This window comes from Pseudomonas sp. MF5691, assembly GCF_016405645.1.
In the GTDB taxonomy this organism is placed as follows: domain Bacteria; phylum Pseudomonadota; class Gammaproteobacteria; order Pseudomonadales; family Pseudomonadaceae; genus Aquipseudomonas; species Aquipseudomonas shahriarae.
Map to the genome: position 1 here is coordinate 509,313 of NZ_JAEKDC010000001.1, position 25,249 is coordinate 534,561.

Genomic DNA, 25,249 nt, shown 5'->3' on the forward strand with positions numbered 1-25,249 from the left:
CGGGCCTTGGGCCTGCGCAGATTTGTGAGGTTGTTGTGTCCCGATCCTTTTCCCGTCGACAAATCCTTGGTGGCCTCGTCGGCCTGGCAGTCGTGGGTGTCGGTGCCGGTGGCGCCTATCGCTACTGGCTGGGGAAAGTCGCGGACGCCAGCGCCGGGCGCGATTACGAGTTGATCGCCGCACCGTTGGACGTGGAACTGGTGCCGGGACACAAGACCGAGGCTTGGGCCTTTGGCCCTTCGGCGCCGGGCACCGAGTTGCGCGTACGCCAGGGCGAATGGCTGCGGGTGCGCTTTATCAACCATCTGCCGGTTGCCACCACCATCCACTGGCACGGCATCCGCCTGCCCCTGGAAATGGACGGCGTGCCCTACGTCTCGCAACTGCCGGTATTGCCCGGTGAGTATTTCGACTACCAGTTCCGCGTGCCGGATGCCGGCAGCTACTGGTATCACCCCCATGTCAGCAGCAGCGAAGAACTGGGTCGTGGCCTGGTCGGCCCGTTGATTGTCGAAGAGCGCGAGCCCACCGGCTTCCAGCACGAACGCACCCTGAGCCTGAAAAACTGGCATATCGACGAGCAGGGTGAATTTGTCGAGTTCAGCATCCCCCGCGAAGCAGCCCGTGGCGGTACGGCCGGGCGCCTGTCGACCATCAACGGTGTGCCGCAGGCGGTCATCGACCTGCCTGCCGGGCAAATCACCCGGGTGCGCCTGCTCAACCTCGACAACACCCTGACCTATCGCCTGAATATCCCCAACGTCGAGGCGCAGATCTACGCGCTGGACGGCAACCCCATCGAGCCACGGCCCCTGGGCAAGGAATACTGGCTGGGCCCGGGCATGCGCATCTGCCTGGCAATCAAAGCCCCGCCGGCCGGCGAAGAGCTGTCGATCCGCAATGGCCCGGTGCGCCTGGGCACCTTCCGCTCGGTGGCCAACACCGACGCCCCCGGCGAGTGGCCACCGGCGTTGCCGGCCAACCCGATTGCCGAGCCCGACCTGGCGAATGCCGAGAAGCTCAACTTCAATTTCGAATGGGTCGGCTCGGTCTCGGTCGATGTCGAAAACAGGCCGCCGAGCCTGTGGCAGATCAACGGCCAGGCCTGGGATATCACCGACAAGACCTGCGCCGACCGCCCGATTGCCAAGCTCGAGTTGGGCAAGAGCTATATTTTCGAACTGAAGAACATGACCCAGTACCAGCACCCGATCCACCTGCATGGCATGAGTTTCAAGGTCATCGCCTCGAACCGCCACAAAGTCACGCCGTACTTCACCGACACCTACCTGCTGGGCAAGAACGAGCGCGCTCGCGTGGCGTTGGTGGCGGATAACCCTGGGGTGTGGATGTTCCACTGCCATGTGATCGACCATATGGAAACCGGCCTGATGGCCGCCATCGAGGTGGCGTGATGCGCCAGATACGCCCGACGGCGATTATCGACCGCAGCCGCGACCAGGACTTTATGCGCGAAGCCCTGGCCCTCGCCGCCCAGGGCGCGGCCCTCGGCGAAGTGCCGGTGGGTGCGGTGCTGGTGCAGGACGGCGAAATCATCGGGCGCGGCTTCAATTGCCCGATCAGCGGCAGCGACCCCAGCGCCCACGCCGAGATGGTCGCCATCCGCGCGGCGGCCCAGGCCGTCAGCAACTACCGCCTGCCGGGCAGCACCCTGTATGTGACCCTGGAACCGTGCAGCATGTGCGCCGGGCTGATCGTCCACTCGCGCATCGCGCGGGTGGTGTACGGCGCGCTGGAGCCCAAGGCGGGGATTGTGCAAAGCCAGGGGCAGTTCTTTACCCAGGGCTTTCTCAATCATCGGGTGATGTATGAAGGCGGGGTGCTGGCCGAGGAGTGCGGAGCGGTGTTGAGTGAGTTCTTCAAGGCGCGCCGGGCTAAACCCTGACCTCAATGTGGTAGCAGGCAAGCCAGCTCCCACATTTTTGATCTGCATTTTCTCAGGGCGATTGGGGGTTACTTCTTGGCGATAATCACCGCGCGCATCGGCGCCGGCAGCCCTTCAATCGTCTTGCTGTGATCCTCAGGGTCGAGGAAGTCACTCAGGGACTGATACTTCATCCACTCTGTCCCGCGTTGTTCCTCGACCGTGGTCACGCTCACATCCACGCAGCGCACCTCAGTGAAGCCGGCACGCCGCAGCCATAGCATCAGCGCCGGCACCGAGGGCAGGAACCACACATTGCGCATCTGCGCGTAACGGTCTTCCGGCACCAGTACCTGTTGTTGATCGCCCTCGATCACCAGCGTTTCCAGCACCAGTTCGCCGCCCTTGACCAGGCAATCCTTGAGCGCCAACAAATGCTCGATCGGCGAGCGGCGGTGGTAAAACACGCCCATGGAGAACACCGTGTCAAAACCTTCCATGTTCGGCGGCAGGTCTTCGAACGGGAAGGGCAGGTGCCAGGCGTTGGGCGCCGACAGGTAGCGCTGCACCGCCTGGAACTGGCAGAAGAACAACCAGTTGGGGTCCACGCCAATCACACTGTCGGCGCCGGCGCCGAGCATGCGCCACATGTAGTAGCCGTTGCCACAGCCCACATCGAGGATGCGCTTGCCCGCAAGGTTCAGGTGCGGCGCGACCCGCGACCATTTCCAGTCCGAGCGCCATTCGGTGTCCACGTGCACCCCGAACAGGTTGAACGGGCCTTTGCGCCACGGGCTCAGGCCCATCAGCGCGGCATGCATCTGCTCACGGGTTGTGTCATCGCAATCGGTGTCGAGGGTCAGGCCGTTCAGCAGGTCGACTTCGCTTGGCAGGATCTTGGGCAGCGCATCCAGCGCACTTTGCCAGCGCGCCAGGTCGCCATGGCCCTTTTCCATTTTTGCATCGAGTTGTGCTTGCAGGCCCTGGGCCCACACGGCCAGGGGAGTGCCGACCAGATGGCGGGCGAGGGGGGACAGATCAATCATGGCAAGGCAATCAACGAGGCAAAGTTAAGACACTGGAACCACGGCACGACTTTCGAGAACCCGGCCGCCAGCAGGCGTTCGCGGTGTTCTTCGAGGCTGTCGGGCTTCATGACGTTTTCGATGGCGCTGCGCTTCTGGGCGATTTCCAGTTCGCTGTAGCCGTTGGCGCGTTTGAACGCTACGTGCAGATCGGTGAGCAATGCATGTTCTTCGGGATCATTGAAGCGCAGTTTTTCCGAGAGAATCAGCGCGCCACCGGGCAGCAGCGATTGGCGAATCCGCCCGAGCAAGGCCAGGCGCTCCTCGGGGGCGATAAATTGCAGGGTGAAATTCAGCGCCACCACCGAGGCCGGCTGGAACTCTAGGGCGAGGATATCGCCTTCGATCACCTCCACCGGCAGCAGCTCCTGGAACATCGAGTCCTGGCCGTTGAGGTATTCGCGGCAGCGCTCGACCATCGCCGCCGAGTTATCCACAGCGATCACCCGGCAACCGTCGGTGCGCACGTGGCGACGCAGGGCCTGGGTCACCGCGCCCAGGGACGAACCCAGGTCGTACAGCACGCTGCCCGGCTGGGCAAACTGCGCCGCCAGCACGCCGAGGTTCTCGACAATCGTCGGGTAACCGGGCACCGAGCGCTTGATCATGTCCGGGAACACCCGCACCACGTCCTCGTTAAAGGCGAAGTCCGGCACCTGGGGCAAGGGCTGGGCGAATAGGCGATCGGGTTCTTTGCTCACGGCTGTTCCGGCGACGAAGTGGAAAAGGCCGGCATTTTAGCCAACTTGGCCGAGCGATGCGCGCCTTCTCTGATCTGTGGCGAGCGGGCTTGTTGTGGCGAGCGGGCTTGCCCGCGCTGGACTGCGCAGCAGTCCCATCTAGGGGGCCGCTGCGCGCCCCAACGCGGGCAAGCCCGCTCGCCACAGGGGAAGTCAGGTCAGGGGCGTGCGGCGCGGCTGGGAAAAGGCCGAGGCGGTGATGCCCCACTGTCCCAACCAGTAGGTGATGATCAACAGGTACGGTGCGGCATCGAAGGTCACCACAAAGCGGTTGATGCCGATCAGCGTGTCGGAAAACACAAACAACGCCGCGCCGACGGCCGCCAGCTGCGCCGAGCGCTTGGGCACGTCGCTGCCCAGGCGCGCCAGTGCACGCCAGAGCATGGCGCTGATCACCAGCGCATACACCACCACCGGAATCAGCAAGTCGCCCAGGCCGTGGGATATCAGGATGCTCAACAGGATCGCCCCAACCCCCAGGGCCAAGGCCAACGGCAACAGGGCCGGGCGCCGGCAGTCGCTGAAGTAGGCTTTGAGATACGCCAGGTGCGCGAACAAAAACGCGCCCAGGCCGAAGATAAACAGGTCGCCGGGCCAGGCCAGCAACACATCGCCCACCACGGAGAAGATCAACCCCAGACTGATCCAGCGTCGATAGTCACTGGGCGGCGCATCATGCAGCCAACCCAACAGCGCCAGTACCGGCAGCGGCTTGACCAACAGGCACAGCAAGGTGGCATGCGTGCTCAGGCCGTAGATAAAGGTACCCGCACCCATCAACGCAAGAATCATCCATGGCATATCAGTTCACCGTAATGGCGCAGTCAAAGGTGTCCACCGGATTCACTTCCGGGGCCCAGGGTTGTTGGGAGGTCAGGCGCAGGCGGCCAGTGCCTGCGGTAAAGGCCTGGAAGCGCCAGGTGGATTGCCCGGCGGCACCCACTACACCGGCGTCCTCGGGGTTGCTGTAGACCTCGGGGCCGAGGCTGCGCAGCACGCCGCCGGCCGAATCCTGGATCGCCCAGCGATAACCGGTGGTGGGGTTGCTCGGCAAGGTCAGGGTCAGGTTTTGCCCGGCCTTGAGCTTGAGCGGGCAGGCGCTCTGTTTTTCGACGGTGACGTTTTGCTTCGGTGCACTGGCGCAAGCCGCGAGCAGGGCGAGGCTTAGCGGAAGAAGCAGGCGGGCAGCGGTCATGAAGGCTCCGTTTATTGGCGACGAAGGGCGAGCATAACCGAAGATGAGACAAGGTGTTACAGCAGGGTTTTGTGTTGAGGCGGCTGACGCCATCGCGGGCAAGCCCGCTCCCACACTTGAATGTGTTCACATATCAAAATGTGGGAGCGGGCTTGCCCGCGATGAGGCCAGTGCCAACGCTACAGATCTATCAGAACAACACCTTCGCCACATCCGCAAAGCGCTTGGCAAAGTGCACCGTCATGCCTTCCTTGAGGTACTCCGGCAATTCTTCAAAGCTGCCCCGGTTGGGCTCCGGCAGGATCAGTTCATGGATCTTCTGGCGCCGCGCCGCAATCACCTTCTCGCGCACGCCACCAATCGGCAGTACGTGCCCGGTCAGGGTCAGTTCGCCGGTCATGGCCACGCCTTTTTTCGGCGGCTGGTTGCGCGCCAGCGAGAGCAGCGCACTGGCCATGGTCACCCCGGCACTCGGGCCGTCCTTGGGCGTGGCGCCTTCCGGCACGTGCAGGTGCACGAAGGCTTCGTCGAAGAACTTCGGGTCACCGCCAAACGACTTCAGGTTGGAGCTGATGTAGCTATAGGCGATTTCGGCGGATTCCTTCATCACTTCACCCAACTGCCCGGTGAGCTTGAACCCACGATTGAGCGTGTGGATACGCGTCGCCTCGATCGGCAAGGTCGCGCCGCCCATGCTGGTCCAGGCCAGGCCGGTGATGACACCCGTGCCCGACAGTACCTGCTCGTTGCGGAACACCGGCATGCCCAGGGAGCTTTCCAGGTCCTTGTTGCCGATCTTGATCACCGAGTCCGGCTCATCCAGCAGCTTGACCACCGCCTTGCGCACCAGCTTGCCCAGTTGCTTCTCCAACTGGCGCACCCCGGCTTCACGGGCATAGCCGTCGATCAGCGCGCGCAGGGCGCCATCGGTGATGCTCAGGCTGTTCTTGGCCACGCCGGCTTTTTCCAACTGCTTTGGCCACAGGTGACGCTTGGCAATGGCGACTTTTTCTTCGGTGATATAGCCCGACAGGCGAATCACTTCCATACGGTCCAGCAACGGGCCGGGGATCGAGTCCAGGGTGTTGGCGGTGCACACGAACAGCACTTTGGACAGGTCCAGGCGCAGGTCCAGGTAGTGATCGAGGAATTCGACGTTCTGTTCCGGGTCGAGGGTCTCCAGCAGGGCCGACGCCGGGTCGCCCTGGTAGCTCTGGCCCATCTTGTCGATCTCGTCGAGCATGATCACCGGGTTCATCACCTCCACATCCTTGAGCGCCTGCACCAGCTTGCCCGGCAGGGCGCCGATGTAGGTGCGGCGATGGCCCTTGATTTCGGCCTCGTCGCGCATGCCGCCGACGCTGAAACGGTAGAACGGCCGCCCCAGAGACTCGGCGATGGATTTGCCGACGCTGGTTTTGCCCACACCCGGCGGGCCTACCAACAGCACGATGGAACCGGCGACTTCGCCTTTATAGGCGCCGACCGCGAGGAACTCGAGGATGCGACTCTTGATGTCGTCCAGCCCCGCATGGTGTTTATCCAGGACTTTGCGTGCGTGTTTGAGGTCGAGTTTGTCCTCGCCATACACGCCCCACGGCACCGAGGTCGCCCAATCCAGGTAGTTACGCGTGACCGCGTATTCCGGCGAGCCGGTTTCGAGGATCGACAGCTTGTTCAGCTCTTCATCAATGCGTTTCTGCGCCTGGGCCGGCAGCACCTTGCCTTCCAGGCGCTGCTCGAACTGTTCGACGTCGGCGCTGCGATCGTCCTTGGTCAGCCCCAGCTCCTGCTGGATCACCTTGAGTTGTTCCTTGAGGAAAAACTCGCGCTGGTGCTCGCCGATCTTGCGGTTCACCTCGGCGGAGATTTCCTTTTGCAGGCGCGCGACTTCCACCTCTTTGCGCAGCATCGGCAACACTTTTTCCATGCGCTTGAGCATTGGCACGCAGTCCAGCACTTCCTGCAACTCGTTACCGGTGGCCGAGGTCAGCGCGGCGGCGAAGTCGGTCAGGGGCGACGGGTCGTTGGGGCTGAAGCGGTTGAGGTAGTTCTTCAGCTCTTCGCTGTACAGCGGGTTGAGCGGCAGCAGTTCCTTGATCGCATTGATCAGGGCCATGCCGTAGGCCTTGACCTCATCGGTCGGCTCGCTGGGCTGGTGCGGGTATTCGACTTCCACCAGATACGGTGGGCGGTGGTGCTTGAGCCAGGTCTTGATGCGCACGCGGGTCAGGCCCTGGGCAACGAACTGCAGCTTGCCGTTTTCGCGGCTGGCGTGATGCACCTTGACCAGGGTGCCGTACAACGGCAGGGCAGAGGTATCGAAATGCCGCGGGTCTTCGGGCGGCGTGTCCATGAAAAACAGCGCCAGGGAGTGGTGGTCGGATTTGCTCACCAGCTCCAGGGTCTCGGCCCAGGGCTCTTCATTGACGATCACCGGCAACACTTGCGCCGGGAAGAACGGCCGGTTGTGGATCGGGATGATATAGACCTTGTCCGGCAGATTTTGCCCAGGCAGGGCCAGGCCGGTGTTGGACGACGGAGTTTCAGCGTTTTCGGGGTCGGCGTAGTCGTTGAGGTCGATATCGGGGAATTCTTGCTGGTCGCTCATGGGGCACCTGCACAGTGAAGTATGGAGGTTAGATGGGGCAGGTGAGCGGTGGTTTCAATGGCCCGGCGTGGTTAGCAACAAATTGCATGACATTTACGACGTCACCGCAGTCCCCCTTCAGCAAATCAGTGGCGATTTTTGGGGTGCCTGCGCGGTTTAGACGGCGATCTGTCGTCAAAATAATGTCAGCCAACCTCCCGTATTTATTAGGTTTACTTCTGCCCGGCGAAGGCTAATCTGGGTTTTCCAAATGCCCGGTATGAACGGGCATTTATTTGACACCGGGCCGCCAGTCGCGAGGGATGCGTATGACAAAAGGGCGCTTGAGCTGGGGCGTGGGCACGCTGCCAGGAGGCAAGCGGATGAAATGGCGCCACGCCTTCCAGGCGCGGCTGGCGGGGGTGTTGGCGTTGCTGCTGCTGGTCGTGGTGGGCGCGGTGTATTTTGCCGTGAAAGTGGCCACCACCCGGGCCGTGGAAAATCAGGCCCTGGTGCAACTGGAGACCGGCAGCCGAGTGTTCGAGCGCCTGCTGGACCTGCGCGGGCGGCGCCTGCAATACGGCCTCGACTGGCTGACGGTGGACGAACAGTTCCGTCGCGCCGTCGCTGAGGGCCAGCCGGCGGCGATCCTCGCGGCCCTGCACCGGCAGGGCAGCGGCATCCGTTCCAGTGAGGTGTTTGTGCTGGGGCTGGATGGGCAGGTCATCGTCAGCACCCTGGCTGACGTGTCGGCGCAGCAAGTCTTTCCCTACGCCGAGGCGCTGCGTCAGGCTCGGCGCAATTCCCTGCAAATGCTCGTCGTCTCCCTGGCCGGCCAGCCTTTTTTGCTGGTCCAGGAAGATGTGCTGGACCCGCTGCCCATTGCGCGGGTGGTCATGGGCTTTTCCATGGATGAGGAGTTCGCCGCCGAGTTGCGCTCCCTGAGCAACCTGGAGGTGTCGTTCATGAGCGTGGACAAGGGCCAGCCGGGGGCCTTGTTCAGCACCCAGCCCGTGACCGATCGCCCGGCCATTATCGAGGCGCTACAGGCGTCGCCTCCCAGGGCGCTGGCACAAATGAGTGAGTTTCACGGCCAGCGTTTTCTCAGCCAGGTGCTGCCCCTGGCCAACACCGGCGATGGCGGGCAAGTCATGGCCTTGCTGCAAAGCCCGCTGGACCACGCCCTGCAATCCTTTGCGCCGCTGGACCGGCAATTTCTCGGCATCGCCCTCGCGGCCCTGTTGGTCTCGCTGGTGGGTGCGCTGTTGATGGCGCGCCGCGTGTCGCGCCCGCTCGATGCCCTGGTGCAGGCCGCCGAGCGCATTGGTGGCGGGGATTACCGCACGCCAGTGGCGGTGCGCGGCAAGGATGAATTCGGCCTGCTGGCCCGTGCCTTCAATGCCATGCAAAGCGGCATCGCCGTGCGCGAGCGGCAACTGGCGCACAATGCCCTGCACGATGCGCTGACCGGCCTGCCCAACCGCGCCCTGGCCATGGAGCGCCTGGGCAGTGCGATCAGTGCGCGGCGCCCGGTTGTGTTGCTGTACCTGGGGATTGAAAACTACCGGGTGATCAACGAAGGCTTTGGCCCCCAAGGGGTCGAGGAAATGTTGCGCGAAGCCAGCCGCTGCCTGCTGTCGAGCCTGGCGGCCGGGGATTCGGCGGCGCGCATTACCGGCAGCGAATTTCTGGTACTGTTGGAAAACACCAAGCTCGACAGCGCCGTGGCCCGCGCCGACCGCCTGTACAGCCTGTTGACCGAGCCGCAGCGGGTGGGTGTCGATGAACTGCGCCACGAAGTGAGCATGGGCATTGCCGCCTACCCCGAAGATGGCCAGCAGGTCGAAGAACTGATCAGCCGCGCGGCCATTGCGCGCCACGATGCGGCCGCGCTGCCCGGCTATCTGCAGATCTATCAACAAGATCGCGACCTTGCCCATCAACGCCAGATCAGCCTGATCCGCGACCTGCGCCGCGCCGCCATCGAAGACGAATTGTTCCTGTGCTATCAACCCAAGCTCGACCTGCGCCACGGCTACGTGCGCCAGGCCGAGGCACTGTTGCGCTGGCAGCACCCGACCCTGGGCCTGGTGTCCCCCGTCGAATTCATCCCCCTGGCCGAACGCTCCGGCAGCATGGCCAGCCTGACCCACTGGGTGATCGAAGAGGCGATCCGCCAGTTGGCAGAGTGGAGCGTGCGCGGGCTGGAGGTGCAGCTGTCGCTGAACATTTCGGTGGACGACCTCGGCGACGAAGGGTTGGCGCCGCGGGTGACCGAACTGCTGGAATTGCACGGGGTGCTGGCCGGGCAGTTGATTTTCGAGATCACCGAAAGCGCGATCATGCACAACCCGGAACAGGCCTTGCGCATCCTCGAGCAACTGCGCGGCTGTGGCATCAGCCTGTCGGTGGACGACTTCGGCACGGGCTACTCGTCCCTGGCCCAGTTGCAGCGCCTGCCGGTGCAGGAGCTGAAGATCGACCAGTCCTTTGTGCGCAACCTCGACAGCACCAGTGGTGACGCGGTGATCGTGCGTTCGACCATCGAGATGAGCCACAACCTGGGGCTCAAGGTGGTGGCCGAAGGGGTGGAGTTCGAACCCAGCCTGAGGCTGCTCAAGCAATGGAATTGCGACACCGCCCAGGGCTACCTGATCAGCCGGCCGTTGAATGCCATGGCCTTTGAGATGTGGATGCGCCGGGATCGCAGTACGGTGTGACGGGGCCGGCGCGGTCAAAATGTGGGAGAGGGCTTGTGTGGGAGTGGCTTGCCTGCGATAGCGGTGGGTCAGTGCAACATATGCCAACTGATCCAGCGCTATCGCAGGCAAGCCAGCTCCCACATTTGAGTTGTGTTTCAAATAAATAACCCCGGAATTCCGGGGTTTTTTTGTTGCCGCTGTCGCTTAATCCGCCAGCTTGAACGCCATCACATAGTCACCCTGCTTGGTTCCCAGGGAACCATGACCGCCCGCCACGACCAGCACGTACTGCTTGCCGTCCTTGCCGGTGTAGGTCATCGGGGTGGTTTGCGCGCCTGCAGGCAGGCGGCCTTCCCACAGTTGCTTGCCGTTTTTCACGTCATAGGCACGCAGGTACTGGTCGAGGGTACCGCTGAGGAAGGACACGCCACCGGCGGTGGTGAAGGCCCCGCCCAGGCTTGGCACACCCATGCTCAGGGGGATGGGCACTGGCGAGCTGTCACGCACGGTGCCGTTCTTGTGCATCCAGATGGTCTTGTTGTTGGTCAAGTCCACGGCGGCCACATAACCCCAGGCCGGTGCCTGGCATGGCAGGCCCATTGGCGAGAGCATGGCTTCCAGGACCACGCCATAAGGCGTGCCTTTGTTCGGCTGCACACCTTCGGTCTCGCTGACACGCGGGCCCATGGCGGCGATTTTTTCTGCCGGGATCATGGTCGACTTGAACGCCATGTAGCTTGGGTTGACGAAGGCAATCTGGCGCACCGGATCAACCGAGATGCCGCCCCAGTCGAACACGCCGAAGTTGCCGGGGTAAACGATCGAACCTTGCAGCGATGGCGGGGTGAACGGGCCATCGTAGCGCAGGGATTTGAAGTCGATCCGGCAGAGCATTTGGTCGAACGGGGTCACGCCCCACATGTCACGTTCCTTGAGGGGCGGTGGCATGAAGTTGAGGTCGGACTTGGGCTGGGTCGGCGAGGTGTGATCGCCTGCCACTGCGCCTTGCGGTACCGGGATTTCGTTGATCGGCACCACCGGTTCGCCCGTTGCACGGTCCAGCACGTAGATGCTGCCTTGCTTGGTCGAGGCCATCACGGCTTGCTTCACGCCGGCCGCTGTCTTGATGTCGATCAGGCTTGGCTGGCCGCCCACGTCCATGTCCCACAGGTCATGGTGGGTGAACTGGTAGTGCCAGCGCACTTTACCGGTGTCGATATCCAGGGCGGTCAGGCCGGCAGCGTGCAGCTCGGAAGCCGGGGTGCGGTAGCCACCGAACTGGTCCGGGGTCTGGTTGCCCATCGGCAGGTAGAGCATGCCGAGTTTTTCATCGACGGCGAACATCGACCACATGTTGGGCGAGTTGCGGGTGTAGGTCTTGCCTTCGGCAATCGGCGTGGTGTCGTCCGGGTTGCCGCTGTCCCAGTTCCACACCAGCTTGCCGGTGTGCACGTCGAACGCGCGGATTACGCCACTTGGTTCGTCGGTGGAGACGTTATCGGTGACGTGACCGCCAATGACCACCAGGTTCTTGGTGATGGCGGGCGGCGAGGTGGAGTAGTAACCACCGGGGGCGAAGGTGCCAATGTTGGCGCCCAGGTCGACCTGGCCTTTGTCGCCGAAGTCTTCACACATCTTGCCGGTGTCGGCGTTCAGTGCGATCAGACGGGTGTCGGCGGTCGGCAGGAAAATGCGGCGCGGGCAGGCATTGGCGGCTGGCGTGGCGGCGCCGGTGGCCGGGCTTTGCTCGGTGGCGGCGTAGGCCGCGTCATCGTGATACGATACGCCACGGCAGGTCATATGCGCCCAACCCTTGAAGTTCTCGGCTTTCTGCGTCGAGAGCTTAGGGTCGAAACGCCAGATTTCCTTGCCGGTATCCGGATCAAGGGCAATCACCTGGCTGTGCGGGGTGCACACGTAGAGCATGCCGTTGACTTTCAGCGGGGTGTTTTCCGCAGTGGTTTCACCAGGGTCGCCCGGGCCAGGCAGGTCGCCGGTGCGATAAGTCCAGGCCGGCACCAGCTTGTGGGCATTTTCCGGGGTGATCTGCGCCAGCGGCGAGTAACGATCACCGAAACCCGAACGGCCATAGGAATTCCAGTCGCCATCGGCCTGGGCCGGCGCGGCATTGGTCATGCCCGGTACCGCGTCGCGGTCCAGTTGGCCCTTGATTTCACCGGGGTTGGTGAACTGGCTGGCCACGGCGGTTGCGCCGGCCAGTACCACGGCTACGCTCAGCGCGCCGGTGCCCAGCGGGGCGGGTTGGCCACGCAGCAGGGGACGGCGGAACCACGGCAGCAGCATGACGATGCCCAGGCCGAACAACAGGGCCAGGCGCGGCACCAGTTGCCACCAGTCCAGGCCGACTTCCCACAGAGCCCACACCGTACTGGCGAACAGCACCACAGCGTACAGGCCCAGCGCCGCGCGGCGCGTAGCCAGCAGCAGGACGCCGGTCAGAGTGATGCCGATACCGGCCAGCAGGTAGTACAGCGACCCGCCGAGCATGCTCAGCTTGATGCCCCCGGCCAACAAGGCCAGGCCCATGATCAGCAGCAAGATCCCCAGCAGCCTGGGCAGCAGGCGGCTTGGGCTTGAAGCACCATCAGTGCTCATAGTGTGATTCTCCGTGACGTTTAAAGTAGTCCCGCGCTTGTTCACTGTAGATGACGTTTGCGCGCGGGCTTGGTTCAGGTCTCATTGCGTTTATTGCGATTCAGAAGGACGCTTGCAGCTTGATCCCGCCGACCAGCGCGTCATCCACCTGGGCAACGGCCCCCGGATGCCGGATGTATTGCAGGTTCGGGCGCACCGTCAGCCAGTTGCTGACATGCACGCCGTAATAGAGCTCGGCGCTGTATTCGGTGTCTTGCACCGGCAGGTAGGCGGCGTCGTCGAAGTCGTAGACCGCACGGGCCTGGTTGCTGGCCTGGGCGTTCTTGCGATAGGCCGGGTTGACGTGCACGCGGGCCACGGCAAAGCCGATATCGTCCTGGGCGCGGGCATCGAACGGGCCTTTGTAGACCACCCCGGCCTGCACATAGTTATCCACAGCGTTGGTCTTCTTATCGTGCATCGTCGCGTTGGCGAACACGCTCAAGCCACGGCTGTTGTCGCTGGCGAGGCGGGTGACCTGCTGCTGCACACCCAGCCACACACCGTGCTTGCTGGAGGCACTGCGATAGGCCTCGCCACTGACGGCGGCGGGCTGGTCGTAGCGGTCCTTGTAGACATCGCTGGCCTTGGCGCTGCTGTAGTAGTAACCGGCGCGGTATTCGCCCGGCAGGCCATGGAACGTTGGCGTCCACACCAGCTCCACCGGCAGCAGGGCGCCCTGGGTGCCGCTGCCACTGAGCTTGAAGCCATTGCCGCGATCGAGGTTGGACGGGTTCTGTTCATAGGCGCCGACCTGCGCGTACAACTCGGGCGTCAGGTGGTATTTGACCCGCAGCGCCCATTGGCTCACGGGCCAGTTGTACCAGATGCCACCGACCCAGTTGCCCACCTGGGAGCCGCAGAACGCCAGGTTCTGGAAGTCACAGGGGAAGCTGTTGAAGTCTTCGCCTTCGCCAAAACGCCCAGCTTTGATATCCAGTTTTTGGTCGAAGAATTTCTGCTGGTACCACATCTGCGTCAGGCGCCAGGTCTGGCCACGGCCCCAGACTTCCTGGGATGAGGTAAAACCGCCGACCCGTGGGTCGTTGATGCGGTCATTGCTGATGTTATTGCCACTGCGCTCGGTGATCGTCAGTTGGAACTCGGCGTCGTGCCAGCCGAGGATCTTCTGCAGGTCCAGGTGGCTGCCGAAGGCCCATTGGTCGCTGTAGCGGGCGGTGCGGTCATGGTCCGAGCCGCCATGCAGGTTGCTGCCCATCTCGCCGGTGTAGTCGATCTTGAAGTCGTAGCCTTGTTGAGACAGCGCTGTCCTGGAACCGCCGAAATCACCCAGCATCCACGGTGACTCGCGGTCAAAGGCAGGGGCGGCCTGGGCACAGGTGATCAGGCACAAAGGCAGCAGCGCAGCGCACAGGCGCAGTGTTGGGAAAGCAGGCATAGGCAAGGGCAGGTCTTAATAGTTTTTGGTTTTAGTACGCAAACGGCGACCGGCGGGGCGGGCGCGCATCAGGTTTTTGGGTGGCAGATGAAACGTTTCAGGTTGTTGCCGACAAGGATAAAGCGCCGGCACGGGGAGAGAAAGGGCTAATCGCAAGATGGATTATTTCGGATTTGGTAACAGTCGGCGCAGAGACCGCAAAGCAGTGAGGGAGCTGGCTTGCCCGCTCCCACAGGGGGCTTGTCTGCAGCACGAGTTTGGCTAGACAACACATAGCTCCCACAGGTTGAACATCCCTGTCTGTCAGAAGGTCGTGCGCAGGCCCACCTGCACGCTGCGCCCCGGTGCCGGTGCGATATCGCGCAGGATCGAGCTGGCATAGCGCACGGTCTGGTTGGTCAGGTTCTCGCCGTCAACAAATGCCAGCCACTGGCTGCCACCCAGGTTGAAGCGATAGCCGGCGCTGGCGCCCAATGTGGTGTAGCCATCGGTCCCGCTTTCGTTGTTCGGCACCCGACCCTGGCCAGCAGCATGCTCGACATCAATGCGCGCCTGCCAGCGATCCAATTCCCACAGCAGGCCACTGTTCAGGCGCAGCGGCGCAATACGGGGCAGGGCTTCGCCGGTCTCCAGGTTGGTGGCGCGGGTGTAGTCGCCCGACAGTTCCAGGGCAAATTTGCCGTAGGCGCTTTCGCCAAGTTTCCAGTGATCCTGGGCTTCGAAGCCAACGAAACGTGCGCGTACGCCGGAGTAGGTGTATTCCGGGATGCCGTCGGCGTCTTCTTCGCCTTCGTCATTCAAGGTGCGACCGCTGTTCAGCAGGCCGATGTAGTTGGAGAAGTGGCTGTAGAACACGCCAAAACTGCCCTTGTGCGTACCATTGTCAAAGCGCAGGGCCAGGTCGCTGGCCACGGCTTTTTCCTTGGACAACTTGGCGTCGCCCACTTCATAAGTGCCGGTGGCGACGTGGGCGCCGTTGGCGTACAGCTCGTAGAAGGTCGGCGCACGCTCGGTGTAGCCCAGGGTCGCGGCCAGCGACCAGATGGGCGTGAGGGTATACACCGCGCCCGATGACAGGCTGCCAGCGGTGAAGCTGCTGGAGGTGTTGGCATTGGCAAAGCGCTCGTTGCCCTTGCCGTCCGGGTCGACAGTGGTGTGTTCCAGGCGCCCGCCCAGGCTCAGTTTCAGGCGCTCGGTGGCCTGCATTTCTTCGAGGATAAACAGCGCGCCGGCATTGGTCTCGGTCTGCGGTACGAAGGCTTCCTCGCCCAGGGCGGAAAATTCGCTACGGCTGACCTGGGCACCGACGATGCCGTCGAAAGGCCCTATCGGCTGGTGCCGTGCTTCGATGCGCGCCTCATAGCCTTTGTTCTTGAAGGTGGTACCGGTTTCGCCGCCTTCGATTTCCCGGTGTTCGTAATCGGTGTAGCCCGCGTCGAGTTTGACCGAGGTAAACGGCCCTTGCAGGTTGCGGATTTCGGACGCAAAGGCGTAATGCTCTTGCTGCATGCGGATGCGCACATCCTGTTCGGCGGGCGAGCCGTAGTTGCTGTCGGAGTTGCTGTAGGACAGCCCGGCGTAACCGTCGTCCCAAGTGTAGGAACCGCCCACTGCGCCACTGTCCTGACGCCCATCGCTGTTGCCCAGGCGGCCGTTTTTGCCGGGGCCGTTTTCACTTTGCGGGGCATGGCGGCTGCGGGCGTAACCGGGGATTTTCAGGTCGTTGAATTGCCGTGCGCTGGCATCCAGGTGCAGGGCGAAGCTGCCGTTGCCGGCTTCCAGCTTACCGGCGCTGCTGCGGGTGGTGTCGGCGCCGCCGTAGCGCAACTCGCCCGCGCCATGGATGCCTTCGATGGCTTCGGTGGGAATGCGGTTGTCGAAAGTATTGACCACGCCGCCGATGGCGCTGCCGCCGTAGAGCAGGGCGGCCGGGCCACGGACGATCTCAATGCGCTCGACATTGACCGGGTCCAGCGGCACCGCATGGTCATAAGACAACGACGAGGCATCCAGCGCGCCGACGCCGTTGCGCAGGATGCGGATGCGGTCGCCATCCTGGCCACGGATGATCGGGCGGCTGGCGCCAGGGCCGAAGTACGACGACGACACCCCCGGCTGCTTGTTCAGGGTTTCGCCAAGGCTGCCTTTTTGTTGCAGGGTCAGGTCATCGCCTTCCAGCACCGTGGTGGGCGAGGCCAGTTGTTGGCTACCCAGCGGGTTGCCGGTGATGACTTGGGGTTGCAGTTCCAGGGCGTGGGCCTGGGTGCCGATCAGCAGGGCGGCGGCCAGCGGCGTCAGGCGCCAGAGAGGGGAGAGGGACATCGGGGGTTCCTTGGCAAAGCAGAGAAGGTTTGATATGAATGGTTACAATATAACATCTCTTTTTCGTCCGAGAAGAGGAACTTTTTCAACGGCTATAGTGAACACGGTGCTTCCGCCTGCCTGGCCTCTCGGCTAAGGTGCGCGGCTTCCTCTTTATTTACTTGGCAAAGGCCCGGCATGAGCGCATCGAATAACAACCCCCTGCACGGCGTTACCCTGGAACAGGTGCTCACTGCACTGGTGGCGCATTACGAATGGGAAGGCCTGGCCGAGCGCATTGATATCCGCTGCTTCAAGAACGACCCGAGCATCAAGTCCAGCCTCACCTTCTTGCGCAAGACCCCGTGGGCGCGGGAGAAAGTCGAAGGCCTGTACGTCAAGCTGATGCGCACCAAACGCCCGCTGGACTGATCCCATGAAGCGCTTTATCGCGTCAGCGGCGCTGGCCGGCTGGGCGGGCCTGGCGATCCAGCAGTACCTGGTCCTCTACTCACGCTGGATGGCCGATGCCAGCCTGTTGGGTGGGTTGGTGAGTTTCTTCAGCTTCTTCACGGTGCTGACCAACACCCTGGCGGCGGTGGTGCTCAGTTATGCACTGGTGAATCGCCCTTCAGCCGGGCGCCGCTTTTTCCTGCAGCCTGCGGTCAGCAGCGGGATAGCGGTGAGTATCGTCGTGGTGGGGCTGGCGTACAGCCTGCTGCTGCGGCATTTGTGGAGCCCCGAGGGCTGGCAGTTTATCGCCGACGAATTGCTCCACGATGTGATGCCGCTGCTGTTCCTGGGGTATTGGTGGCGGTGTGTGCCCAAGGGGACGTTGCGCCTCAGGCACATCGGCTATTGGGCGATCTACCCGTTGCTGTATTTCGTGTACGTGCTGTTGCGCGGGCATCTGCTGGGGCAGTATCAATACCCGTTTATTGATGTCGACACCTTGGGATATCCACAGGTGTTTATGAATGCGGGGGGGATATTGCTGGGGTTTGTGGCGGTGGCGTTGGCGATAGTGGGGCTGGACAAGATCCCCAAGGTAACGAAGGACTAATGTGGGAGCGGGCTTGCCCGCGATTGCAGTGGGTCAGTAGCAAATGTGCCGACTGATACAGCGCAATCGCGGGCAAGCCCGCTCCCACATTTTGACCGAGTGAGTCCTATTCTTCGTCGCTGCCCTGGGCTCGCCAGTAGCCCACGGCCTTGACGAACTCGTCGTTGAGCTGGTGCTTATCCAGCAGCACCCGCCGAACCTGGCGTGACAGCTTGGTCTCGGTAGCCACCCAGGCATACAGCGCCCCGGCCGGTGGCTGCAGGTGCTCCACCGTGGCCAGCAGGTCATCGACCCCGCGCATCACCCAGATCACTTCCACATCCGCCGCACTGTCCAGCGCCTGCTTTTCGTGCTCATCGGCAATTTCAATCACTGCCAGCACCTTGCGCCCCGCCGGCAGTTCTTCCAGGCGCCGGGCAATGGCCGGGATTGCGGTTTCGTCGCCGATCAGCAGGTAGCTGTCGAAGATATCCGGCACGATCATCGAGCCCCGTGGCCCGCCGATGTACAGGTGTTGGCCGACGGCAGCCTGCTCGGCCCAGGTCGACGCCGGGCCGTCGCCGTGCAGCACAAAGTCGATATCCAACTCCCCGAGGGCCAGGTCGAAACGCCGTGGTGTGTAGTCGCGCATCGCCGGTTGTGGGCCCTCGCCCTTGATGGTGAAGGTCGGGCTCTGCAGTGCGGCCAGTTCGGCGGCGTTCTGCGGGAACAGCAGCTTGATATGGTCATCGCTGCCCAGGCTGATAAACCCGGCCAGTTGCTCGCCACCCAGGGTGATGCGGCGCATGCGCGGGGTGATATCGACCACCCGCAATACCTGCAGGCAGCGGCGTTTGATCTCGTGGGTGACGCGGTGGATGACGGGCTTGTTCATTCACTTTTCCCCTGTACAGGTTGGACGGCCGGGCCATCCACAATGGCTTGGGCGGTGCTGTTGAGCAGCCCCGCAACACGGGTGATTTCTTCCGGGCTCCAGCGCCCGTGGTGCAGTTGCAAGGCATGGCGCAGGTTGTGCACCGCCTCGTGGATCTCGGGTGGCCGGTCGTGGCCGCGCAGCGAACGCTTGCTCACATCGATGCGCATGCGCACACCGTCCAGGGCAATTTTCTGTTCACTCAAGAAGAGACGTCCGGCGTCGGTGATTGTGTAGCGTTTTTTCCCGCCCTCGGCGTCGCCACTGATCAACTCGCTTTCTTCGAGGAAGGTCAGGGTGGGGTAGATCACCCCGGGGCTGGGGCTATAGGCGCCGTCGAACAGCCCTTCGATCTGGCGGATCAGGTCGTAGCCATGGCACGGCTGTTCGGCGATCAGCGCCGGCAGGAGGATTTTCAGATCGCCCGGGGCAAAGACCCGGGGCCCCCGGCCACCGCGCTCGCGGCCTGGGCGTTTCTCGAAGCCGTCGCGGCCGTCACCGGGTTCACGGTGGGAATGATGGTCTCTCATTGTCATGCTCTCTGTGGGTGTCTAAGACATAACGTAAGATATATCTTATGTCTCGAGCAATGCCTTCTGACGAACGGTAGGGCGCCAACCCCGGGGGCTATCACTGGCACCACAGGCTGATTTATAAATGGTCGGTTTAAATAGAGTTGTGGAGTTTTTGCTCTAAAGTAAGTTCTGCTTAGCTATACCTATTCGTGTACTCCATTTCTTACGGAACGATGTCTTATATAGGTAAGCCGAACTAATGTTGCCTGTATTACCGGGATGACAGGTAATACGTGACTTATTGAGTTTTCAGTATTTTTTCTGCCTGCATAGAGGGTTTGATAACTACGCGCTACACGGAAATGGCTGGCTTACCTGAAGTTGGAATCGGCAGATCATTTACTTGCGTCTTAGGACTCAACTTGGAGTTGGGCTTGTGGCGCGTCATGAAGTTTCGATCGAGTCGAATCTTTAACTTACTTAAAGTGACAACAGGTATTTAACGATGCTGAAAAAAACTGCTTTCGTCCTGCCACTGGTCTTGTTGGCTATCGGCTCTTCCAGCGTGTTTGCTGCCGGTGAAGCCACCAGTGTCATCAACATCAAGGCAACCATTCCTACCAAACAGTTCCACGCCCAGCCGGTGGATCCGGATTTCGGTAAGGATGAAACCATGTCCTACAACACCGTCACTGGCCAATTGAGCCAGATCCGTGCCACCTACGCGGTAAAAAATACTGACGGTTCGATCAAGGCCTACATCGAAGGCGGCCCGGCATCCCTGAGCAACGGCACGTCCTCCATCCCCCTGACCACCTCCTTCAACGGCGTGACCCTGACCGGTTCGCCACTGGAAGTCGTGGATGACGCCAGCTCCACCCCGGGCACCCAGGCCGATATGGTGGTTGTGGCCGCCAAGCCAGCCGACACCGACGCAGGCCTGTTCACCACCAACTACACCGTGGTGTTCGATCACGAGCCACGCGTTACGCCGTAAAGGCGACCTGTTGATCAGTAAGCATCGGCTTATTGCTTAGCCCTACCGATCGACAGGCAGTCGCTGTCGGTTGATCGGTATTCAAGTATTCCCTGTGCGTAATCAGAGTATCCGTTCATGTTCCCGATGATTTTCATCGCGGCAGCGCTCGCCTTGTTGTTTTGTACGGGGGCGTTTGCAGCTGACGCGGCAACTGGCACAACCCCAAGAAGTTTGCTGTCCCAGGCCAAGGGTTTACCGGCGGACTTCGAAGAGCATTTTTTTGATGTGCCGTTGGCGGTACGGGTCGAACTGGATGAGGAGTTCGTCTCTGAGGCGATGATTGTCCTCACCCGCGACGACCGCCTGACCCTGCTGAATTTCACTGACCATGAAGGCAGTGTGATCAAGGATGTCGAGCGCGACCGCTGGGGCGACTACCTCAAGCAGGGTGTGCCGTTGGGGGCCTGCGAAAGTGGCTGCCCGGATCAGTTGCTGGCGGTGCACTACAACCTGGAAAAGTCCCTGCTCACATTGCTCACCGAGAATGCCGAGCGTGAAGGGCAAGAATCGAAGTACTACTCCCTGCCCACGGGCGGCAGCACGGGCCTGATCGTGCGTAACCAGCTGAATATCAGTGGCGGCCAGGGCCAGGACCTGGGCGGACGCCTGGGGCTGGACGCCAGCGGCAGCCTAGGCAATTGGAACCAGGTGCTGAACATGCAGTTCTCGCGCTTGGGCGGCCCGGATGACGATGCCCTCAACCACGCCGTGTACTCGTTGTACTCCCAGCGTGAAATGCACGGTGAGTTCCTGCGCCTGGGCTATTTCACGCCTAACGCCGAAGGCCTGACCCGGCAACTGCGTACGTTCGGCGCGAGCCCCGACACCGCCGTGGGCGTGATGTACGGCAGCTCCGACAGCCTGATGATCAGCAATCCCAAGCCGAGCATCTACCCCATTTACGTCACGGCCAATCGCCAGGCCTCGGTCGAGATTTACCGCAACGGGCTGTTGATCAACACCCAGGCCGTTACCACAGGCTTGCAGAGCCTGGACACACGGCCCTTGCCCGGCGGCATCTACGAGGTGGAAGTGCGCCTGGTGGAAGACGGCCAGATCACCAGCACCACCCAGGAGTTGGTGTACAAGCCCAATAACTGGCGCAACCTCGACAACCGCTGGCGCTACAACGTTTTTGCCGGGCAAGAAAGCAAACTGCTCAGCAACTGGGACGAGCAATCCAGTGGCGACCTGACCGCCGGTGCCTCCCTCAACTATCTGGCTCACCCGCGAGTGGTACTGGGGTTGTCCGGGCGCCAGGTCAAGGACAACATGCAGTACGGTACGTCCGTCGACTGGTCCCTGGCCAATAACGCCAGTCTCTACGCCAACATCTACCAGACCGATAACTACGGCACCGGCGTCGACTTCAACAGCCTCTACAACTATGGGCTGGGCAGTGTGGTGTTCAACCACACCCGCAGTTGGCTGGACAACCGTAACACCTACGAAACCCTGCCCGACGGCACCCGCATTCGCCAGCTCGATATCTTTGTCGGCCAGACCAGCCAGTCGTCGCTGTCCGTGAACCATCGCCTGAGTAACCTGCGTTCCATCAACGCCCGGTTGGCTTACAGCGAAGGCAACGTTCAAGGTCTGGGGCTGGACCTGGGCTGGACCGAACGGGCTCACCTGTTTGGCAATGACGCCAACTGGCGACTGTCGCTGTTCGACCGTCCTGCCAGCTCCAGCACCGGCGACAAGCGCAATCGCGGGGTCGACCTGAGCGTCAGCCTGGCCCTTGGCAGCCCGGGCGAACAATGGTCGGCCAGCATCGGTACACGCACCTCCCGTGACGGTGGCCGCGACAACAACGGCTCGCTGAGCTATCGCCGCGACCTGCAGGATCATGTTCTGCAAAGTGTTTCGGCCACCGCCCTGGTTGACACCTACGGCGTCGGGCTGTCCGGCATGGCCAGCTTCCAGACCGATGCGGTCAATGGTGACGGTTTTGTGCAGCGCTCATCGTTCAATAACGACCTGACCGGTGGCCTCAACCTGGACAGCACCTTTGCCGTCGGCGGGCAGCGGATGGTGCTCACCAGCCAGTATGCCGGCAGCGGTTCGGGGATGATTGTCGACGTTGAAAGCGATGTGGACGACATCGTCCTGCGGGCCGATGACTTGAGTGGCGGCAGCACCATGTTGCGACCTGGGCGCAACTTCATCCCAATCGCCGCCTACAAGGGCAGCTCGGTCAGCTTCGACTTCGACGGCAACCACGCACCTGCGGCCAATATCCAGCCACCGCGCACGGCGTACCACCTGAACAAGGGCGGCGTGGACTATCGCAAGATCAGCGTGATGCGCACCGTCACCGTGCTCGGGCGCCTGGTGGACCCCCAGGGCAAACCGCTCAAGGGCCACCACATTCTCAACCACGCCAGCCGTGGGGTGAGCGAGGTCGATGGGTTTTTCTCCCTGGAAATGAACGCCAGCTCGCCGACCCTCGAGGTGCGGCGTCACAACCAGCTGCTGTGCCAGTTCCGCCTGGATACCGCCAATGCGCACAGTGAAAACGACGTGCTGATGATTGGGGATTTGCGCTGCACGCCGGACACCCTGGCCGACTTCACCTTTACCCAGCAGACCGCAGGTTGAGTGGCATGACGAGATTACCGACCACCATGAAACGCATCAGAACTTTGATCTGCCAGTTGGGAGGAGTAGGCGCTACGTTGTTGTTCAGTTCGACGGCGGTGGCGCTGACCCAGGACATCACGGCCGTGTTTACGCCGGACCCCAGCAATCCCTTTGTGAACACGTTTCGCAATACCACTCCTATCAGCTCGATCTGTGAGTCCCACATTCCAAATCAATGCAAGGCATTGAACCTGTTCAGCCTTCGGATTCCCGCCTTCGACGCCTTGAGTAACGCCCCCATCCTGGCCAACCACCAGGATGAGCGGCAGGGCTTTATGGTCCAGGTGCCGTCGAACTGGCGTGATGCGCAGGTGACCCATACCAGGACTGGGGAAGTGGAAACGGTACAGATGCGTATTGCGGGTTTCGGGGGGCTGTGGACTATGCCTCGCCCGCCCGGTGTTTCTGCATGGGCGCTTCCAGGTTCTGGTTGGGGGAATCAATGGGCCAGGGCCCCTAGCCCATGTGTCAGTACTGGACACCTCAAGGCTACTGCTCAGACGGCTACCTATTTTTGGATCGTGCCGGAAGGGGCGGGTGTGTGTAGTCGCCAGCCGACTCAGGACATCTCCTACTTTCGTATCTACCAAATGGAATACGCCTATGAAATCCGTACGCCTAACCCGCTGGGCATGTCCAGCGGCGAGTACACCGGCAGCCTCACCTATACCCTGGGGCCACGGGGAGACTATGACTTCGGTGATGTACTGATTCCCACTGACAACCAACTGACCTTCAATTTCGCCCTGGAAGTGCAACACCAGCTCCAGGTGGACGTCCCCCCGGGCGGTAACCGTGTCGAACTGGTGCCCCAGGGCGGCTGGCAAGGCTGGGTGAACCAGGGGCGCAAGCCGGCACGGTTGTTCCGTGACCAGACGTTCAATATTTCCGCCTCGTCGCGCTTCAAGATGCAGATGGCCTGCGATCAGGTCGTAGGGGACACCTGCGCCTTGAAAAACACCACGGACGGTCATGAAGTGCCGCTGGACGTCAGCGTCAGCCTGCCCCATGGCCTGAACCGTGAAGACGGCAGCGCGGTGAATCGCCAGCCGCTGCTGCTCAGCGGCGCCGGCACCGAGCAGTTCAATCCGGGCTTCTACGTCAACAGGCGGCCCGGCACGTTGCACTTCGAGGTCAAGAAAGATTACGCCGAGCAGATGCTCAGTCGAGGCGGTAGCACCTACACGGGCCAGGTCTCAGTGGTCTGGGATTCACAAATATGAGCTGCCGTCAGATAGAGGCCGTCAGTGGTAGCGGCATGAATGTAGCGAAGTGGCTAGGGCGTGGCTCGCAGGTGGCGGCCAGCGTGTTACTGGCGTCGCTGGCAATGCCTGCAATCGCAGTGGAGATGAGCATTCATGCTGAGTTTCGGCCGGACCCTGCACAGCCGCACTTGAATAAGTTCGAGAACAAAACGCCCAGTGTTGGTTACTGTGTGTCATTCCCTGCCCAATGTAACTCCTTGAACATATTCAGCCTCAGGGCTGCTATTTCGGCTGAGACCGTGACGCAGATCTCTGCGTTTCATACGGATCAACGGCAAGGCGCAATGTTTAAGGTCCCAACGGAGTGGCAGGATCTGACCGTGGTGCATCGGCAGACTCAGGAGACCGAGACGTTAAAGGTACGGATCATGGGGGTCGGTTCGACATATTCCATTCCCAACCTGATTAGCCTGGTCGGAGGGGGTGTGACCCCTTTGCAGGCTCATCAGAGAATGTGGACCGGCTCCAGTTGGGTGTACCCGCCGCGCACCTGCCTGGGCACCGGAGTGAGCCTTTATGGGACGATAACCTATGGGTTTTTCTGGCGAACACCCGTCGGCTCTCTATGTGCCAGACAGGCCAGGTTCGACATTCCCACCATGCGCTTAAACAGCCTGGAGTTTGCCTATGAACTCATCACGCCCAACCCGTTGGGCATGTCTTCAGGGGAGTACATCGGTAGTCATCAATACACCGTAGGGCCCGGCAAGGACTTCGATTTGGGCGACGTGATGATGCCCAGCAGCCCTACGCTGACCCTGAATTTCACCCTGGCGGTGCAACATGACCTCAAAGTCGAAGTTCCCCCCAACGGCAACCGTATCGAGCTGGCGCCCCAAGGCGGTTGGCAAGCCTGGCTGAATCAGGGCCGCAAACCTGCGCGTCTGTTTCGCGACCAGACCTTCAGCATTTCTGCCTCGTCGCGCTTCAAGATGCAGATGAGCTGTGAGCGGTCTATCGGCGACACCTGTGCCTTGAAGAACACCACCGACGGCCACGAGGTGCCGCTGGACGTCAGCGTGAGCCTGCCCCATGGCCTGAACCGGGCCGACGGCAGCGCCGTGATTCGCCAGCCGCTGCTGCTCAGCGGCGCCGGTACCGAGCAGTTCAATCCGGGCTTCTACGTCAACAGGCGGCCCGGCACGTTGCACTTCGAGGTCAAGAAAGACCACGCCGACCAGATGCTCGAGCGCGGTGGCAGCACTTACTCGGGCCAGGTCACGGTGGTCTGGGACTCGGAACTTTAAATGAGACTGATG

19 protein-coding genes are annotated in these 25,249 nt (G+C 61.9%); 9 read left to right on the forward strand and 10 right to left on the reverse strand.

The window, feature by feature from the left end; genetic code table 11:
- Positions 1 to 35: 35 nt before the first annotated feature.
- Together JFT44_RS02405 and tadA are read left to right on the forward strand one after the other, a co-directional pair.
- Complete coding sequence (locus JFT44_RS02405; RefSeq protein ID WP_057438284.1) at positions 36 to 1,415, forward strand: multicopper oxidase family protein; 1,380 nt, start codon at positions 36 to 38, stop codon at positions 1,413 to 1,415.
- Positions 1,415 to 1,906 (forward strand): tRNA adenosine(34) deaminase TadA, encoded by a 492-nt coding sequence (gene tadA / locus JFT44_RS02410; protein WP_057958555.1) that lies wholly within the window; start codon positions 1,415 to 1,417, stop codon positions 1,904 to 1,906. The genes JFT44_RS02405 and tadA overlap by 1 nt, the downstream gene beginning before the upstream one ends.
- A gap of 68 nt (positions 1,907 to 1,974) precedes the next feature.
- On the opposite strand, the gene cmoB is transcribed toward tadA, so the two are convergent.
- From cmoB to lon, 5 genes are all read right to left on the reverse strand, one after another.
- Complete coding sequence (gene cmoB, locus JFT44_RS02415; protein ID WP_057958556.1) at positions 1,975 to 2,931, reverse strand: tRNA 5-methoxyuridine(34)/uridine 5-oxyacetic acid(34) synthase CmoB; 957 nt, start codon at positions 2,929 to 2,931, stop codon at positions 1,975 to 1,977.
- Entirely contained in the window at positions 2,928 to 3,671 is a 744-nt protein-coding gene (gene cmoA / locus JFT44_RS02420) for a carboxy-S-adenosyl-L-methionine synthase CmoA (RefSeq protein ID WP_057438290.1), read from the reverse strand. The genes cmoB and cmoA overlap by 4 nt, the downstream gene beginning before the upstream one ends.
- 192 nt (positions 3,672 to 3,863) lie before the next feature.
- Positions 3,864 to 4,511: a lysoplasmalogenase gene (locus JFT44_RS02425; protein WP_057958557.1), complete on the reverse strand. Its 648-nt coding sequence runs from the start codon at positions 4,509 to 4,511 to the stop codon at positions 3,864 to 3,866.
- A gap of 1 nt (position 4,512) precedes the next feature.
- Positions 4,513 to 4,905 carry a protease inhibitor I42 family protein gene (locus JFT44_RS02430; protein WP_057438294.1) on the reverse strand — a complete coding sequence of 131 codons (393 nt, stop codon included), beginning with the start codon at positions 4,903 to 4,905 and terminating at the stop codon, positions 4,513 to 4,515.
- A 190-nt stretch (positions 4,906 to 5,095) separates the two neighbouring features.
- The gene (lon, locus tag JFT44_RS02435; RefSeq protein ID WP_057438296.1) at positions 5,096 to 7,516 is read right to left on the reverse strand and encodes an endopeptidase La; all 2,421 of its coding nucleotides are present in this window, start codon (positions 7,514 to 7,516) and stop codon (positions 5,096 to 5,098) included.
- Between the two features lie 362 nt (positions 7,517 to 7,878).
- Between lon and JFT44_RS02440 the strand changes: the two genes are divergently transcribed.
- Positions 7,879 to 10,215 (forward strand): bifunctional diguanylate cyclase/phosphodiesterase, encoded by a 2,337-nt coding sequence (locus JFT44_RS02440; RefSeq protein WP_057958558.1) that lies wholly within the window; start codon positions 7,879 to 7,881, stop codon positions 10,213 to 10,215.
- Positions 10,216 to 10,401: 186 nt separating this feature from the next.
- On the opposite strand, the gene JFT44_RS02445 is transcribed toward JFT44_RS02440, so the two are convergent.
- The 3 genes from JFT44_RS02445 to JFT44_RS02455 form a co-directional block, all read right to left on the reverse strand.
- On the reverse strand, positions 10,402 to 12,813 hold the full coding sequence (locus JFT44_RS02445; RefSeq protein ID WP_186625568.1) for a glucose/quinate/shikimate family membrane-bound PQQ-dependent dehydrogenase: 2,412 nt from the start codon (positions 12,811 to 12,813) through the stop codon (positions 10,402 to 10,404).
- A gap of 100 nt (positions 12,814 to 12,913) precedes the next feature.
- Positions 12,914 to 14,251 (reverse strand): carbohydrate porin, encoded by a 1,338-nt coding sequence (locus JFT44_RS02450; RefSeq protein ID WP_115128925.1) that lies wholly within the window; start codon positions 14,249 to 14,251, stop codon positions 12,914 to 12,916.
- Between the two features lie 303 nt (positions 14,252 to 14,554).
- Positions 14,555 to 16,573, reverse strand: coding sequence for a TonB-dependent receptor (locus tag JFT44_RS02455; protein ID WP_198830317.1), 2,019 nt, complete (start codon positions 16,571 to 16,573; stop codon positions 14,555 to 14,557).
- 177 nt (positions 16,574 to 16,750) lie between these two features.
- On the opposite strand from JFT44_RS02455, the gene JFT44_RS02460 reads away from it, so the two are divergent.
- Positions 16,751 to 16,984, forward strand: coding sequence for a VF530 family protein (locus tag JFT44_RS02460; protein WP_198830318.1), 234 nt, complete (start codon positions 16,751 to 16,753; stop codon positions 16,982 to 16,984).
- 4 nt (positions 16,985 to 16,988) lie between these two features.
- Positions 16,989 to 17,615, forward strand: coding sequence for a Pr6Pr family membrane protein (locus JFT44_RS02465; protein ID WP_198800178.1), 627 nt, complete (start codon positions 16,989 to 16,991; stop codon positions 17,613 to 17,615).
- 106 nt (positions 17,616 to 17,721) lie between these two features.
- Here JFT44_RS02465 and JFT44_RS02470 read toward each other — a convergent pair whose 3' ends face one another.
- Both JFT44_RS02470 and JFT44_RS02475 read right to left on the reverse strand, forming a co-directional pair.
- Positions 17,722 to 18,489 (reverse strand): siderophore-interacting protein, encoded by a 768-nt coding sequence (locus JFT44_RS02470; protein ID WP_115128922.1) that lies wholly within the window; start codon positions 18,487 to 18,489, stop codon positions 17,722 to 17,724.
- Positions 18,486 to 19,058, reverse strand: a complete 573-nt coding sequence (locus JFT44_RS02475) for a PadR family transcriptional regulator (RefSeq protein WP_057958564.1) — start codon at positions 19,056 to 19,058, stop codon at positions 18,486 to 18,488. The genes JFT44_RS02470 and JFT44_RS02475 overlap by 4 nt, the downstream gene beginning before the upstream one ends.
- Positions 19,059 to 19,548: 490 nt before the next feature.
- Between JFT44_RS02475 and JFT44_RS02480 the strand changes: the two genes are divergently transcribed.
- The 4 genes from JFT44_RS02480 (at position 19,549) to JFT44_RS28565 (ending at position 25,237) form a co-directional block, all read left to right on the forward strand.
- A complete protein-coding gene (locus JFT44_RS02480) occupies positions 19,549 to 20,040 on the forward strand; it encodes a CS1 type fimbrial major subunit (protein ID WP_057958565.1) in 492 nt (163 codons plus the stop codon).
- 117 nt (positions 20,041 to 20,157) lie between these two features.
- Positions 20,158 to 22,683 (forward strand): CS1-pili formation C-terminal domain-containing protein, encoded by a 2,526-nt coding sequence (locus JFT44_RS02485; protein WP_198830319.1) that lies wholly within the window; start codon positions 20,158 to 20,160, stop codon positions 22,681 to 22,683.
- A gap of 5 nt (positions 22,684 to 22,688) precedes the next feature.
- On the forward strand, positions 22,689 to 23,948 hold the full coding sequence (locus JFT44_RS02490) for a hypothetical protein (RefSeq protein WP_233098271.1): 1,260 nt from the start codon (positions 22,689 to 22,691) through the stop codon (positions 23,946 to 23,948).
- Between the two features lie 641 nt (positions 23,949 to 24,589).
- The gene (locus JFT44_RS28565) at positions 24,590 to 25,237 is read left to right on the forward strand and encodes a hypothetical protein (RefSeq protein ID WP_233098272.1); all 648 of its coding nucleotides are present in this window, start codon (positions 24,590 to 24,592) and stop codon (positions 25,235 to 25,237) included.
- Positions 25,238 to 25,249 lie beyond the last annotated feature (12 nt).

What these genes read in the sequence shown, in the direction of transcription:
- JFT44_RS02460 (WP_198830318.1), top strand. Translation starts at nt 16,751, where the DNA reads ATGAGCGCATCGAATAACAACCCCCTGCACGGCGTTACCCTGGAACAG.
- JFT44_RS02490 (WP_233098271.1), top strand. Translation starts at nt 22,689, where the DNA reads ATGACGAGATTACCGACCACCATGAAACGCATCAGAACTTTGATCTGC.
- JFT44_RS02450 (WP_115128925.1), bottom strand. Translation starts at nt 14,251, where the DNA reads ATGCCTGCTTTCCCAACACTGCGCCTGTGCGCTGCGCTGCTGCCTTTG.
- JFT44_RS02445 (WP_186625568.1), bottom strand. Translation starts at nt 12,813, where the DNA reads ATGAGCACTGATGGTGCTTCAAGCCCAAGCCGCCTGCTGCCCAGGCTG.
- JFT44_RS02475 (WP_057958564.1), bottom strand. Translation starts at nt 19,058, where the DNA reads ATGAGAGACCATCATTCCCACCGTGAACCCGGTGACGGCCGCGACGGC.
- lon (WP_057438296.1), bottom strand. Translation starts at nt 7,516, where the DNA reads ATGAGCGACCAGCAAGAATTCCCCGATATCGACCTCAACGACTACGCC.
- JFT44_RS02430 (WP_057438294.1), bottom strand. Translation starts at nt 4,905, where the DNA reads ATGACCGCTGCCCGCCTGCTTCTTCCGCTAAGCCTCGCCCTGCTCGCG.
- JFT44_RS02465 (WP_198800178.1), top strand. Translation starts at nt 16,989, where the DNA reads ATGAAGCGCTTTATCGCGTCAGCGGCGCTGGCCGGCTGGGCGGGCCTG.
- JFT44_RS02485 (WP_198830319.1), top strand. Translation starts at nt 20,158, where the DNA reads ATGTTCCCGATGATTTTCATCGCGGCAGCGCTCGCCTTGTTGTTTTGT.
- tadA (WP_057958555.1), top strand. Translation starts at nt 1,415, where the DNA reads ATGCGCCAGATACGCCCGACGGCGATTATCGACCGCAGCCGCGACCAG.
- cmoB (WP_057958556.1), bottom strand. Translation starts at nt 2,931, where the DNA reads ATGATTGATCTGTCCCCCCTCGCCCGCCATCTGGTCGGCACTCCCCTG.
- JFT44_RS02455 (WP_198830317.1), bottom strand. Translation starts at nt 16,573, where the DNA reads ATGTCCCTCTCCCCTCTCTGGCGCCTGACGCCGCTGGCCGCCGCCCTG.
- JFT44_RS02480 (WP_057958565.1), top strand. Translation starts at nt 19,549, where the DNA reads ATGCTGAAAAAAACTGCTTTCGTCCTGCCACTGGTCTTGTTGGCTATC.
- JFT44_RS02470 (WP_115128922.1), bottom strand. Translation starts at nt 18,489, where the DNA reads ATGAACAAGCCCGTCATCCACCGCGTCACCCACGAGATCAAACGCCGC.
- JFT44_RS02425 (WP_057958557.1), bottom strand. Translation starts at nt 4,511, where the DNA reads ATGCCATGGATGATTCTTGCGTTGATGGGTGCGGGTACCTTTATCTAC.
- JFT44_RS02440 (WP_057958558.1), top strand. Translation starts at nt 7,879, where the DNA reads ATGAAATGGCGCCACGCCTTCCAGGCGCGGCTGGCGGGGGTGTTGGCG.
- JFT44_RS28565 (WP_233098272.1), top strand. Translation starts at nt 24,590, where the DNA reads ATGCGCTTAAACAGCCTGGAGTTTGCCTATGAACTCATCACGCCCAAC.